Origin of the sequence: Runella sp. MFBS21, assembly GCF_029433105.1 — a bacterium.
GTDB lineage: Bacteria > Bacteroidota > Bacteroidia > Cytophagales > Spirosomataceae > Runella.
In genome coordinates this window covers 424,344-438,364 of record NZ_JARNTW010000003.1, presented here as the reverse complement: position 1 = coordinate 438,364, position 14,021 = coordinate 424,344, and the positions used below count along the sequence as shown (strand labels likewise).

Sequence of the window (14,021 nt, the reverse complement as noted above, 5' to 3'; positions counted from 1 at the left end):
GATCTCTTTAATAGAGAAATGTCAAAAAGCTAAACCCTCAAACTCGTCATAGTTTGAGGGTTTTTTTAATAATTAACCACTCACAAATCATCTGTTTGATATTATCACAGATTATTAATAACTGCAACAATGGAGGTTCTGTTAGAAAAAAGTACGCCTACCAACGCCACCCTAACCGTAAAATTGGCGAAGGAAGATTATCAACCCAAAGTAGAAAAAACACTCAAAGATTATAGCAAACGTGTCAATTTGAAGGGCTTCCGTCCAGGCAAAGTGCCTACGCAGGTCATCAAAAGGATGTATGGAAAAAGCATCGTTATTGATGAAGTGAATCAGCTTCTCAGTGATACGGTCAACGACTATATCCGTGACAACAAACTTCAAGTGGTAGGAGATCCTCAAATCGACCAAGCTAAGACAGCTACGATTGATTGGGATGCTCAAAGTGAATTTGAATTTGCGTATGAATTGGGTTTAGCTTCGGATTTTGAAGTAAGCCTATCGAATCTTCCTGCGGTATCAACTTATACCATCGAGGCAGGTGAGAAAGAATTGAATGATACAATCGAAAACCTTCGTACTCAGTTTGCCGGACAAATCAATCCCGAAACTTCAGAAGAAGGAGATATGCTTTATGGAGAATTAAAGCAGGGAGATTTTTCGACCAAAACAGCCATCCCTTCTAAACAAATCAAAGAAGAAGCGCAGGCAAAATTTGTAGGCCTTGCCAAAGGTGATGTGATTACGTTTGATATTCGTGATACTTTTGTGGATGACAAAGCTGTGGCGCATCTTACAGGTTTGAAAGACGAAGCTGCTGCCGAATTAAGCGGAGATTTCGAATTCACGATTGAGGACATTACTCGCCAAGCACCTTCCGAAATCAACCAAGAGTTTTTTGATAAAGTATTGGGAGTAGGCAAAGCAGATTCGGAAGACGCCTTCCGTAGCCAAGTAGCTGAAATTATCCAACGCAACTACGCCCGTGAAGCAGATGCCCTGTTGCGTCGTGATATCGACCAAGCGTTGTTGGATAATATCAACATTGATCTTCCAGAAGCATTTTTGAAAGATTGGCTTTTCAAAGTAAACGAAGGCAAATTTACGTCTGAGCAAATTGACGCCGATTATCCTCAATTTACTAAATCGTTGAAATTGTCGTTGATTAAAAATAAAATCGCCGAGCAAATCGACGTTAAAGTTGATTCTGAGGAGGTTGTTGCTCGTGCCGAAGATATGGTACGTGAGCAGTTTGGTTTCTATGGCAATGACATGGGTGCCGAAATGAACGATACCATCCGCAAAATCGCGATGAACTATTTGACTTCCGAAAAAGAAAATAACTACTCTAAGATGTATAACTTGGTGTTTGACGACCGCATTTTTGAGGTACTCAAAGGGCAGTTGACACTTGATGCCAAAACCATCGATGTAGACCAGTTTCAGGAGATTGTGAAGAGCTTGAGCCAAGATTAGTTGACAAAGCTTATTTTTGCAAATGAGGCTACCAAACACTTGGTAGCCTCATTTGCGTTTTAGGAGGCTAAATGTCTGAATATTATGGAAAAGCTAATCGGACTTATTCGGCTGCTGTGGCCTGAAGTCACCGCTGATTTTGAATATTCTTTGCGGCAGGTTTTGGTGAGAGAAGAGTTACCTAAAAAACAGCTCGTTTTAAAAGAAGGCCAAGTGGCGCACAAAATGTATTTTATTGAAAAAGGCTGCGTGAGAGGGTATTATCTGAAAGAAGGGCAAGAGGTGAATTCTTGGTTTATGAAAGAAGGTGACTTTGTGATTTCTATCGTTAGTTTTTATACCAAATTACCTTCCGAAGAAATCATCGAAACTTTAGAAGAGAGCTTGCTATGGGCTATTTCGCGCCAAAATCTTGAGCGTCTTTATCTTCAATATCCCGCCTTCAATTTGGTAGGAAGGTTGCTGACCGAGAAGTATTATGTACTGAGCGAACAGCGTACCCAAAGCCTAAGGAAAAAAACGGCCGATGAGCGTTATAGAAACCTCCTCGCTGCTTTTCCCGATATAAGCAATCGCGTACCCCTCAAGTATATCGCTTCTTACTTGGGGATTAGCCCCGAAACCCTCAGTAGATTGAGGGCCAAGAAATGGTAAAATAGGAAATACCTTACAGGATAGCATATATGATACTTCTGATAATATTTGATCCTTCGTACTGAATTTATCCTCCATCAGAAATCCTCTGATGGAGGGTTTCCTATTTCCGCACCATCACCACCACTCCCGACGCCCATGAGAGCTTGACTAGCTGAAATCGCGTGTCATTATCAAGGGTTTGGAGGAGGGTGGTTACTTTATCGGCGTGGCCTTCGGGCCAATTGGGCTGGGGAAGCATATCGTCAATGATATAAAAACCGCCTTTTTTTACCAACAAAAGTGCTTCTTCTAAATGGTTGTATTTGCCCGGCCAAGTGTCGGCAAATACCAAATCGAAATGATTGGGTGGGAGAGTGGTAAGAACCTCTTCTCCGGGCCGACAAATCAACTGCAAGCGTGTATCATGTCCCAAATGACGGGTGGCGATTTCGATAAGTTGCGCATCAAACTCCACCGAAATAAGCGTCGAATTTTCATCCATACCTTCTAAGAGCCAAGCCGTGGCGCGGCCAGCCCCTGTTCCGATTTCGAGAAAGTGACCATTGGGCTTGCTTGCTACGAGAGTACGCAGTAGTGCACCCGTGAGGTTGTCGGAGGGCTGTCCAAAATTGTGTTGGGTGGCGTCTGCGTCAATCGCCGAAACTACCGAAGGAATGGAAGAAATTGAATGGTCGTTCATGCTTTTTGCTTAAATAGTATTACAAAATTGGCTGAAAAAAAGAAGAGAATCGGCAATGTGTTTTTCCCAATAAGGCCATTCGTGGCCTCCCTCAAACTCGTAATATTGATGCGAAATCTGATGCGTTTGTAGGGCTTGATGAAGGACGCGATTAGCGTCGAGCAGGACGTCGCTGTGTCCACAATCAAACTGAAAGGGAGATAAGTGATGGCGATGCGCTAAAATAGTATCTAGCACCGAATCAGTGATTGTGGCGGAGGTCTGAAGCCCGTCAAAATCTTTGACAAAATGTTGGAGTTGGTTGAATTCAGTAATGGAAGAGTGCCCTGAAAAAGCCCGAAACAGATTTGAATATTTAGCGCCTAAGCGCAATGCCCCGTATCCTCCCATTGATAGACCCGTGACGAATAAAGGCAGCGTGCGGCCTACTATTTCTTCTTCCACTATTTTGGGGACATCTTCTACAATCCACTTTTCATAGTCTTCGCTTAGATGTGGTACATAGCCACTTCCATCGCCAAAAAGCCCATCAGAAGGCATGACTAGAATCATGGGAGGGATTTTGTCTTCTTTGATAAGTTGTAGCGCTGTATGATGTACGCCGCCTTTGAGTGTCCAAGCCCAATGACTGCCATAGACGCCGTGCAAGAGAATGACCATGCCTTTTAGTTCTGAAAAGGGAACAGGGGGCACAAAAACACTGATGTCGGCGCGTTTTTGGAGGGCATTGCTTTTGACGGTGATGAGCCGTAAATAATCGCGTTCAAAACGTGGATCTGAGAGCTCAACGGTGAAAAAGGAGGCCATAGCTTTAGCAAAATTGACCTCAATTAAACCTAAATAATTTGTTTTTGGTAATGATTAAGGGTGAGGCATTAAAAGAAGCTTTGACGCTGGGTATCACTATTGTTGGTATTTTTTGGATTTTATAAAAGAATAGTTTTAAAAATAACTCATTGTTAAAATTTTAATTGGTAATCGTGTATTTTGCATAATAATAAAATATCACTTCTCAACATTCTATTCTTCTTTTTGAACCCTAATTGCTGAAGCCTATGTTCAGAAAATCTATCCACATTATTGTTGTGTTAGGGCTGCTTTTACAAATTACCGAAACTCACGCCCAACGAAAACCTTCTTACAAACAAGCCGAAATATTGTGGGATACTTGGGGCGTACCTCATATTTATGCCAAAAACCACGAGAGCCTTTTTTATGCTTATGGCTGGGCGCAGTCCAAAAATCACGGAAATCTTATTTTACAGCTCTATGGCCAAGGACGAGGAAAAGGCGCGGAATACTGGGGAGAAAAGTATGTTTCGGCTGACCGTTGGGTGATTTTAAATAGTGTATATGAAAGAGCTCAAGAATGGTACAAGGCCCAAAAACCTGCCATGCGCAAAAATCTTGACGCTTTTGCCCAAGGTGTCAACGACTATGCTACCCAAAATCCTGATAAAATCAGCGAGGAAGCCAAGCGTGTACTTCCGATTGATGCCGTAGATTTGATTGCGCACTCTCATCGGGTCACTCACTTTGTATTTTTGGCTTCGGATGCACGATTGGCCGCTGCCGAAAGAGTGCAAGGTGATAAAAACGGCTCAAATGCTTGGGCCGTAGGTCCTTCTAAATCAGCAACGGGCAATACCCTTTTATTGACCAACCCTCACCTTCCTTGGCGAGATTTGTATATGTATTTTGAGGCGCAATTGGTGGCACCGGGGGTCAATACTTACGGCATTAGCCGAATGGGATTTCCAGTACTAACTATGGCATTCAATGCCACTGGAGGCTATGCCCAAACGGTCAATACCAACGACGGGCAAGATTTTTATGAACTCACGCTTGCCGAAGGGGGGTATCGCTGGGATGGCAAAGTGAAGGCTTTTGAGACAAAAGAAAAAAGCTTAAAAATCCGACAAACTGACGGACGTTTGAAAGAAGAAAAAATAGCAGTAAAGCATTCGATTCATGGGCCAGTAGTGAGCGAAAAAGGAGGGAAGGCGATTGCGATGAGGGTAGCAGGACTTCAACAATCTGGAATGATAGAACAATACTGGGACATGGCCAAGGCCAAAGATTTGGAGGAGTTTGAGGCGGTGGTGAGTAGGTTACAGATTCCGATGTACACTTTGATGTTTGCTGACAATAAAGGCAATATTTTCAATCTTTTTAATGCTGAAGTACCTAAGCGCCCCGTGGGTGATTGGAAGTATTGGTCAGGAGTAGTAAGGGGAGACACCTCCAGTACACTTTGGACCCAAACGCATCCCTATCAAGATTTGCCAAAAGTAAAAAATCCCCCTACAGGTTGGCTTCAAAATACCAATGAGCCGCCGTGGACAGCTACCGTGCCGATGGTCAACAATTACAAAGATTTTCCGGCTTATATGGCACCGCCGCCGCAAATGTCATTTAGGACGCAAAGCTCGGTCAGAATGCTTTCGACGGCTTCTAAGATTACCTTAGATGATTTTGTGGAAATGAAACTCTCTACCAAAATGGAACTTGCCGACCGTATTGTGGGGGATTTGGTGGCTTTGGCACAAGCGGAGGGTAGCACCGAAGCCAAAGAAGTGGTAGCAGTATTGGCGGCGTGGGATCACCGTACCGACAATGAAAGCAAAGGCGCATTTTTGTTTGACCGCTTTGTACGAAAATGGGTAGGAGGAAATGAAAAGCTTAATTCGCTCGGTACGGCCTCTACTTTGTTTGCTAAGCCTTGGGATTTGAATCAACCTTATGGTACCCCCAGCGGAATCGCTGACGCTAAAGCAGCACTTACGGCACTTTTGGACGCCGCCAAAGAAGTAAAAGCCACTCATGGACGCTTAGATGTTGCATGGGGAGAGGTGTTCAGATTTAGAATCAATGATGTGGATTTGCCAGGTAATGGGGGCCCAGGGCCTATGGGAGTATTTCGAACTATGACTTTAGGGCCTACTACGGATGGCAAATTTGTGCCCGTACATGGAGATACTTACGTCGCAGCTATTGAGTTTTCAAAGCCCTTAAAAGCCAAAATCCTTACCAGCTATGGCAATGCTACCCAGCCTGATTCCAAACATCAAACCGATCAGTTACCGCTTTTATCCGAAAAGAAAATGCGGTCTATTTGGTTTAGTCGAAAAGAAGCTGAGCAGCATTTAGAAGAAAAAACGGTATTTGAGTAAGTCGAAGCAATCACCGCACTAGCGGTACCCAAATCGTCATTTCAGACGGGCCTCGATTGCTCCAAGCATAGTAGGGGATGAGTTTAAGTGGGATGGTTTTCTTTTGTTTGGAAAGAGGGCGATACAGCGTTTTGTCCCATTGTTGGTCGTTGATACGCACTCCCGTTGTTTCTAAAGCAGTAATAGGCGCATTGTCTAAAGTGGTAGGAGTAGGTTTGAAGGTAGCAGTACTTGGAATCGCTACGTCAAAAACACGCGCTCCTGAGGGCATATCGTTTGATTCTAAACAATAAACCATCGGGCCTCGTTTGACAGCCACTTGATTGCGGGTTTCTTCTACAAGAGGATTAGATTCCAAGAGCTCAGTCGGCATGGCCATATTCCAAGTGATGATATCGCCTTTTTTCCATTTACGATTGATATTGACATAGCCTTTGTCGGTGGTATAAGCAGTAGCTTTACCATTGATAAATAGCTTGGCTTCTGAGCACCAGCTTGGCAGGCGAAGCCGGAGCGAAAAATCGTCAGCAGGCAGTTGCTCTACCGTAATTTTGACATTACCATCCCAAGGGTAGTTGCTTTCTTGTTGCAGGCTTACAGCTTGCCCATTTTTGAGGGTTGTTTGTAAATGACTGCTCCCAAAAAGATTACACCAGACGGCATTATCGCTGAGGCTATAAGCATAGTCACTTACTTCGGTGATAGTACGGACGGTATTGGGAGGGCAGCAGTTAGAGATTCGGATATAAGGAATTCGCCCGCCCATCCAGCGGAGTTGATAGGGGAAATCGTTGGAAGCGGCCAGGGGATTGGTGTAAAAAAATTTATTTCCCGACAAACTTATGCCAGACAATACGCTATTGTATAAAGCCAACTCTACGACATCGGTATAGCGAGCATCGCCTGTAAGCGCAAACATCCGCCAATTGAAAAGGACATTGCCGATATTGGCACAGGTTTCGTTGTGGGCACTGACGTTGGGCAATTGATAATCGCGTCCAAAAGCTTGGTGGGTTTTTTGGACGTCGTTGGGCTTATAAGAAGTCCCGTAAGGCGAAACTCCGTCGAAAAGGGCACCACAAGCGCCTGTGACATACATTTTGCGCTGGGTGAGATTGTCCCATATCAGATTGAGCGAGCGCATGAGAGAATCTTCGCCTGTTTCGGCATATACATCAGCTACTCCTGCATAAAGGTAGGTGGCCCGTACAGCATGACCCATCGCCACTGTTTGTTGACGAAATGGAATGCGGTCTTGATTGTCGTCGGTACCTTCGGTAGTACCTTTGATGTTGACAAGGTATTTTACCAAATCAAGGTAGCGTTTTTCGTTGGTAGTGCGATACAACTCAGTCAAACCCATGTAGTGGGAGGGGCATATGGCGTTGCGGGCTTGCTCTGGCGTGGCAACTTTATAAAATCCAATAAGAAAATCAGCGGCTTTTTTTGCTACGTTGAGCAGGGAGGTTTTGCCCGTAGCACGGTGATGCACGCAAGCGGCGGTCATCAAATGTCCAAAATTATAAGCTTCAAAACTGAGCTTGTCGTCAAACATCTTTGTTTGCCCCGATTTTTTTTGTTCGATGATAGCTTTGGTATAAACGTAGCCATCTTCGCGTTGGGCTTTGGCCATTACTTCGATGGCTTTGTCCATAATAGCGTCTAGTTCGGGGGCTTTGGTGGTGGCGTATAAGCTTGCTACGGCTTCAAAGGTTTTATAAAAGTCGCCATCGTGGAAAGAGGGTCCTTTGAAATTGCCTTGTTCGAGACCTGCTGCAATCTCGAAATTTCGAAACGAATGACTGATGTTAGGGTCGGTGTAGGTTTTCCAAAGTTGGGGAACCATGGTTTCTTTACAAACCCGAAAACGGTCGGCCCAGAAGCCTCCCGTCCAACGCACATCGGCGAGGTTGGGGGTGTAAAGTTTGGCGTAGGGACTTTGGCTGGTATTGACCAACCCTTTGTTTTGAGCTTCTACAAAAAATGTAAAAACCCAAAAAAGGAAAACGATTAAAATGTTTTTTGTCATGTCAATGCTATTTTATGGGTGGGATAGTGTCTATTTAAATTTTTGATAATCAGATAAATAAAAGTGTAAGTTGCTATTTGGATGTCTGTTTGGTTTTCTTGGGTGGTGGCGGTACAAAAGCGAGCGTACTTTTTCCTATTTCTTTGGAAGTGGCAACGGCTATGCCTCGTTGGTCGTCTTTATTGACCGCACAATAAAAATGATAAACCACTCCTTTGTGCTTGATGACGTACGATTTATGGGCATACATACTGTCGTAAGGTTCGGAAGGATTGATAAGGTCGGGGCCGTCCCAATCAGTCCAGTTTACCATGTCATACGAACAAGCAAAACGATTGTAAGCGTCTTTGCGCTCATTCCAGAATGCTCCAAAATAAAACATCACCCATAAATCGCCCATTTTTTGGAGTACACCATCACCCGTGATGCCCGAGTGATGATTCAGTACAGTCTCAGATTGGAAACGTTTCCATGTCTTCATATCGTTGGAAACAGCCATGCCGATGCGCTCAATTTCCCGATATTTGGGGTTGTTGTTGCTACTGTCGCCGTTGGCATTGTAGTACATCACAAAAGGATAACCCGTCGTCTTTTTCTTATCCCAGACTACCGTGCTTTTGTATTGTTTTTTGTTTTCCCACCACCTTACATCGGTATCGTAGGGAGAAAGTACTGCTTTGGGGAGTCGTTGCCATTCTACCAATTTGGTCGGGTTTTGGTCGCTGTAAGCCATTCCAATGGAGAGTTTGCCTGCCTCATAGCCTCGGCTATTACCCCCACAATATGGCATCCAATACTTACCTTGGTATTTTAGGAGATTGTACTTTCCTCCCCATTTGGTGTTTTGAAGGGCTACATAACCCGCTTTTTGGTTGTTATCCCATTGTAGAGTATCAGCCGAAAAAGACATGATTTTGCCGAGTGTTTCCCAATCAAGCAGGTTTTTGCTTTTGGCAAGCCAAGTTTCATAACCTCGCCCATCAAACACCAAATAAGTCATGAACCATTGTTTGTTTTTGCGAAATACCGTGGGGCAATCTAGTTTTTTTGAATTGTCAGAGGGAATCATTACCAAGCCGTACTTATGCGGGGTTTTTATTTCATCGTATACTTCTTGCATTTTTTGGGGAGAGACGGTAGGGTTTTGAGACCATATTTTGCCCGTACAAATAATGAACACTAGAAATAAAAACTTACGATAAAACATGAGGATAATGCGTTAATTTGAAAATGTGTCTTTGACTTCTTCTACGGGATGGCGGCGCCAATAATTGGCCAGAATAGAACCCGAAATATTCATCCACGGGCTAAAAACCGTGGCAGGTAGCCCTACCGTACCGAGTTTGCCCATACTTCCGGCCAATCCTGATGCCATGCCTCCGTTTTGAAGTCCTACTTCAAAAGCAACAGTGCGCGAAGAATTAACATCCAATCCAAATAAACGACTCAGCCAATAACCAAAAAAATAACCTGCGGCATTGTGAATCACCGAACAAATAAAGAGCAAAAAGCCTACTTTAAGGAGGTTTTCGCGACCAGCGGCTGTGGTCACTGTGGTAAAATAAATAATACCAAACATCGAAAAATAAGGCATCAAATCATCTAGCTTGGAAAAACGACGGCTTAGAAAATAATAGCCCATCCCGACCAGAAATGCCCCCGCAAAAAATCCTAAAATTTCGAGTGACTGTAATGCTGCTTGGGAAGTGATATGGGCTTTGAAAAAATCCCACAGCCCGACGGGCAGCGCCAAAAGCCAAAGCCCAGAAATCAAAGCAACGCGTGTTACCTTGTACCATTGGGGACGTGTGGCCGTGGTAAGAAAATCGTATAACAAGGCTGCCCCGATAGGGACAATGATTATCTTGATGATTTCCATCATCATATCCACAAAATGAACTTCAATCAATGTTCCGGCCAGCAATTTCATCAGCAGAGGTGTAAGAAAAGGAGCCACTAGCGTAGCCATTGCTGTTACGATTACTGACAATACCAAATTGGCTTTGGCCAAATAGACCATCACATTGGAAGCTAATCCGCTCGAACATGAACCAATCAGGATAATGCCAGCGGCGATTTCTGGTTCAAAATCAAAGACTTTGGTAAGAAGCAAACCCATCAGAGGCATGACCGAAAAATGGCATAAAAGCCCAATCACCACGCCTTTGCCTGTGGTAGCCAAACTCGAAAAATCGCGCACACTCATGTGGATGCCCATCCCAAACATTACTGTTTGTATGATGATGAGAATGAGCCATTTGTTGCGTAAATCAAAGTCTCCCCATTTGGTAAAAGCCGCTGGATAAATCATCCCAGCCACTACCGCCGCCATAATCCATGCGGTATATTGATAGCCTTTGAGAGCGGGGATTGCCCCCAAGCCCAACGCAATACACACCGCTAGCCCCAGGGCCGAAGGCTGCCACAAAGAAGGCGTAGAAGTGAAGATTCCCCATAAAAGGATTACCAAAGCTACAGCACTACCGTATAAAGCTATTTTTGATAATTTTTTCATAACAAAGTCGCTAGATATTCCATCGCAATGGGAGGGCTTGCCAAAATAGGTACTTTCTTTTCTGTGTCAGAGAGCGTATCTACCACTCGTGCCATTGAGGCTTGAGCTAGTACAATTACATCTACTTCATTGCTCAATTCTTTCAGTGCCGCCGCGACCATTTGGTCGTGTAGGGTAGGGTTGCCGCCCATGAGTGCGTCAAAGGCTCCTTCGCACAAAACTGATTTAATTTCAATAGATTTACCAGCCACCGCCGCACGACGTTTTACTAGGTCAGAAGTAGGCGCAAGGGTGGTAGGAAGGGTTGCAATTACGCCTATTTTTTTGCCTATTGATACGGCTTTGTCAGCCATCGGTTGGTCTACGCGAAGCACTGGAACTTGGGTCAAGGTAGCGGCAGTTTCGACGGCCGCGCCAATGGAGGAGCAAGTAAACATGATGAAATCGGCACCTGCACTTTCAGCCGAATTTGCGTAATTGACCACGCGACGGGCTGTATCGGGTTGTAATTCTCCCCGCGTGATGACTTGTTTGATAAGACTATCATCCACAATATTAAAGACATTGATATGAGGTAAGTATTGTGCACAAAGCTGCTGAAAAACAGGAACTAAAGTGGCTGATGTATGAACTAATCCAAGTGTTTTTTTCATGAATAATAAAATAGTTTATATGATGTTTAACCGACTCCTCTAACCAATTCATAATAGTTTTCTGGACCCACCTGACCCCCTTTAAAAATGATTTGTTTTTGATGCAACGCAGAGTGAGGCGCATGGGCTACGCATACAGGTGCGCCGGGCGTAAGTGGCGCTATCATTTCTACTGCTTCGATTTCCATAGCGCGTGCAGCATAGCTAGACGTGTCACCTCCTGCTACAACGATACGCTCAATGGCTGAGGAAGCCAGAATTTCTTTGGCTATTATACCCAAAGCCCTGCCAAAAAGCTGACCTGTACGGGATTGAATTTGAGTGGGGCTAAAACCTTGTTGTATAAAAATATCGTTTGCTTCTTTGATACGAGGGTCGAGATTGCTACTGCTCGAATGAATGATGATACTGCGACCTGCTTGGGCGTAAGTAAGTGCTTGTTCAATGGTAGTGTTTAAAACCGAATCGTCGTTGGGATGCGCCGCAATAGTTGTAGTATCTAAGCCAATACTCACAAACCCGTGGCGTTCGGCCCACGCAATTTGCTGGGCAGAGACGGGAGAGCAACTGCCCGAAATCACCAAAATTGCTGCCTGAGGTTCTAATTTATTCCACTGCGTACGCTTGCTTAAAATACCTTCTGTTTGCCAATAACTCCCCAATGCCATTTCAATTCCCGAAGAACCTACTGAGAATAACGCTTGATTTTTAGATTTTTGACATTGGTCTATCAATTGACCAATGATTGGTAAATGTTGTTCGTAAAGGGCATCAAATAGTACATTATCATAGCCTTGTTGGAGGAGTTGTGCTAGCTTCTCGACGGCATTTGCTTGGGCGATTTGAAGAATATCCAATAAGCCCGTTTTTCGGGTGGTTTGTTGGGCCAAATGCAATCTTAAATCACTTTCGGTAGCGGGAGTCACGGGATGAACACGCATGGAAGGGTGGCGGTCGAGGCGATGAATGACGCCTTGGCTACCAATACCCATACGAGCAAAAAGATTTCCGAAAGTACAATAACGCCCCAACGAAGGTGCCGCTACCAGAATCGGAACCCATTCACTTTCAAAAACTTCGGCTCCTATTTCTAAGGCTTTTCCGATGCTACCAATCGTAGGCGAAGAATCGAAAGTAGAACATACTTTGTAATGAATGTGTCGGGAATTAAGTTTTTGTAGTGCTTCAAACACGGGGCGTAGTTGTTGCTCCATTGCTTGGGGTGACAGCGAGCGCGACAACCCCGCTACTCCAATAGCCTGTAAATCTTCGTATTGGGCGAGTTGAGCAAGCGTAGGAGGTTCGATAAAAAGCACCGTACGTGCTCCTGCGCGGCTCATGAATTCTAGGGCGTCGGTCGAACCCGTGAAATCATCTCCGTAATAGGCCAATAATAAAGAGCTGTTTGTCAATGACATTTAAGAAAATACACAAATCACCAAGGCGATTCGCTTGAGGGTTTGGTTGGTGATAAACGAGACAAATGCTAAAATCAATTTGACATAAACGAAAGTGACTTTCCAAATTTGGCAACAGACTTAGCAAACTCAGGATAAAGTGCAGCAGTTTGTTGTATTGATAAGCCCTTGACTGCTCCTTCCCACGCTTGATTGATGGCAATCACTCCTCCTTTGGGGCCGTCAGGATGCGCCATAATACCGCCGCCAGCCATGTATAGCAAATCCACAGTTTGGGTACGGCGGTAGGTTTCGGGAGCTTGCCCGCCCCATTGTCCCGACGATACTACGGGCAGTACTTCGTAGCCACCAAGTAGGGGCTGACGACAAGCTTCGATGGAGCGTACCACGGAGTCGTCGCTTTCCCAAAATTTGTTTTGGATACCATTGACATGGAGCTGATCTACTCCCACCAAACGCCATAGCTTTTGGTAAGCCCTAAAGTCTATTCCCAAAAGCGGATGACGGGTCATCATTCCCCAGCCATTGCGGTGGGCATGAATAGGCAATACGCCTTGGTCGCAGATTTTCTTGGTACCCGCCAAACCTACGCTATTGATGCTCACCATAGCACAAGTCGCTCCTGCTTCTATCAAATATTCGTAGCGGCGAAGCATACTATCTATTTCCTCGCTGAGGTTGAAAGCATACATTACTTTTTTGCCCGTGGCATCGGCATGGCGATTGATGATTTCCATAACTGCATCTACGCGGGCTTCAAAAGAAGAATTGGCCGATGCAGATTGGAGTTCATCATCCTTGATAAAATCAATCCCCGCCTCTGCTAGGATTTTGACAAGTGCGGCGGTATCGTTGGGAGAAAGCCCAATGCTAGGTTTGATAATGGTGCCTATGAGAGGTCGCTGATACACATGAGTGAGATTCCGACAACCTTCTATGCCAAAACGTGGGCCTACAAAATGCCGAGCAAAAGAGTCAGGAATATCAATATCCATGAGTTTGAGCCCTGTAAATTGGGTCAACTCGTATAAATTGCCTTGTAAAGTCGAAATCATAACGGGCAGATTATACCCAAAGTTTTCGACCGACCAAGAGACTTTGATTTCGGCACGGTGGTACACAGGATAACCTTCTGCACCGGGCAAGGAAGGATGATAGGCAGGCTCAAGTAAATTTATGGCCTCTACTTTGGCGGCAAAACGCGCTTTCAAAGCCTCAGTTTCGCCCGGAATTGCCACAAAAGTGCCGCTGGATTGTTCACCCGCAAGCACTTGTGCCGCTTTTTCAACATCAAATGGCGTTTCTATAAAATAGGTAGCAATAATTCTTTCCATTCGCTGAAAATCAGTCGGGATGATTCATTTTGGTTGAATACTAAAGTGCGAACACTAAACTGTTCTAATAATCTTATTTCGCGCTAA

The 14,021-nt window shown here is 44.6% G+C and carries 11 protein-coding genes; 3 read left to right on the top strand and 8 right to left on the bottom strand.

The features are described from left to right. The first annotated feature begins 129 nt into the window (after window positions 1-129). Together tig and P1X15_RS09250 are read left to right on the top strand one after the other, a co-directional pair. Entirely contained in the window at window positions 130-1,476 is a 1,347-nt protein-coding gene (gene tig / locus P1X15_RS09255; protein ID WP_277337864.1) for a trigger factor, read from the top strand. Window positions 1,477-1,560: 84 nt separating this feature from the next. Further along, the gene (locus P1X15_RS09250) at window positions 1,561-2,130 is read left to right on the top strand and encodes a Crp/Fnr family transcriptional regulator (protein WP_277337863.1); all 570 of its coding nucleotides are present in this window, start codon (window positions 1,561-1,563) and stop codon (window positions 2,128-2,130) included. 103 nt (window positions 2,131-2,233) lie between these two features. Here the strand turns inward: P1X15_RS09250 and P1X15_RS09245 are convergent, their stop codons facing one another. After that, window positions 2,234-2,812 carry an O-methyltransferase gene (locus P1X15_RS09245; protein ID WP_277337862.1) on the bottom strand — a complete coding sequence of 193 codons (579 nt, stop codon included), beginning with the start codon at window positions 2,810-2,812 and terminating at the stop codon, window positions 2,234-2,236. 9 nt (window positions 2,813-2,821) lie between these two features. Further along, the gene (locus P1X15_RS09240; RefSeq protein ID WP_277337861.1) at window positions 2,822-3,619 is read right to left on the bottom strand and encodes an alpha/beta hydrolase family protein; all 798 of its coding nucleotides are present in this window, start codon (window positions 3,617-3,619) and stop codon (window positions 2,822-2,824) included. Window positions 3,620-3,867: 248 nt separating this feature from the next. Between P1X15_RS09240 and P1X15_RS09235 the strand changes: the two genes are divergently transcribed. Then, window positions 3,868-5,985: an acylase gene (locus P1X15_RS09235; RefSeq protein WP_277337860.1), complete on the top strand. Its 2,118-nt coding sequence runs from the start codon at window positions 3,868-3,870 to the stop codon at window positions 5,983-5,985. Window positions 5,986-5,995: 10 nt separating this feature from the next. Here P1X15_RS09235 and P1X15_RS09230 read toward each other — a convergent pair whose 3' ends face one another. The 6 genes from P1X15_RS09230 to P1X15_RS09205 all read right to left on the bottom strand — a co-directional run bounded on the left by P1X15_RS09230 (window position 5,996) and on the right by P1X15_RS09205 (window position 13,934). Beyond that, complete coding sequence (locus P1X15_RS09230) at window positions 5,996-8,014, bottom strand: glycoside hydrolase family 127 protein (protein ID WP_277337859.1); 2,019 nt, start codon at window positions 8,012-8,014, stop codon at window positions 5,996-5,998. Window positions 8,015-8,087: 73 nt separating this feature from the next. Beyond that, window positions 8,088-9,134, bottom strand: coding sequence for a glycosylase (locus P1X15_RS09225; protein WP_277337858.1), 1,047 nt, complete (start codon window positions 9,132-9,134; stop codon window positions 8,088-8,090). Window positions 9,135-9,233: 99 nt separating this feature from the next. Beyond that, entirely contained in the window at window positions 9,234-10,529 is a 1,296-nt protein-coding gene (locus P1X15_RS09220; RefSeq protein WP_277337857.1) for a bile acid:sodium symporter family protein, read from the bottom strand. After that, window positions 10,526-11,182, bottom strand: coding sequence for an aspartate/glutamate racemase family protein (locus tag P1X15_RS09215; protein WP_277337856.1), 657 nt, complete (start codon window positions 11,180-11,182; stop codon window positions 10,526-10,528). Before P1X15_RS09215 ends, P1X15_RS09220 begins: the two co-directional genes overlap by 4 nt. 26 nt (window positions 11,183-11,208) lie before the next feature. Beyond that, a complete protein-coding gene (locus P1X15_RS09210; RefSeq protein WP_277337855.1) occupies window positions 11,209-12,600 on the bottom strand; it encodes a four-carbon acid sugar kinase family protein in 1,392 nt (463 codons plus the stop codon). 74 nt (window positions 12,601-12,674) lie between these two features. After that, a complete protein-coding gene (locus tag P1X15_RS09205; protein ID WP_277337854.1) occupies window positions 12,675-13,934 on the bottom strand; it encodes a ribulose-bisphosphate carboxylase large subunit family protein in 1,260 nt (419 codons plus the stop codon). Window positions 13,935-14,021: the final 87 nt, after the last annotated feature.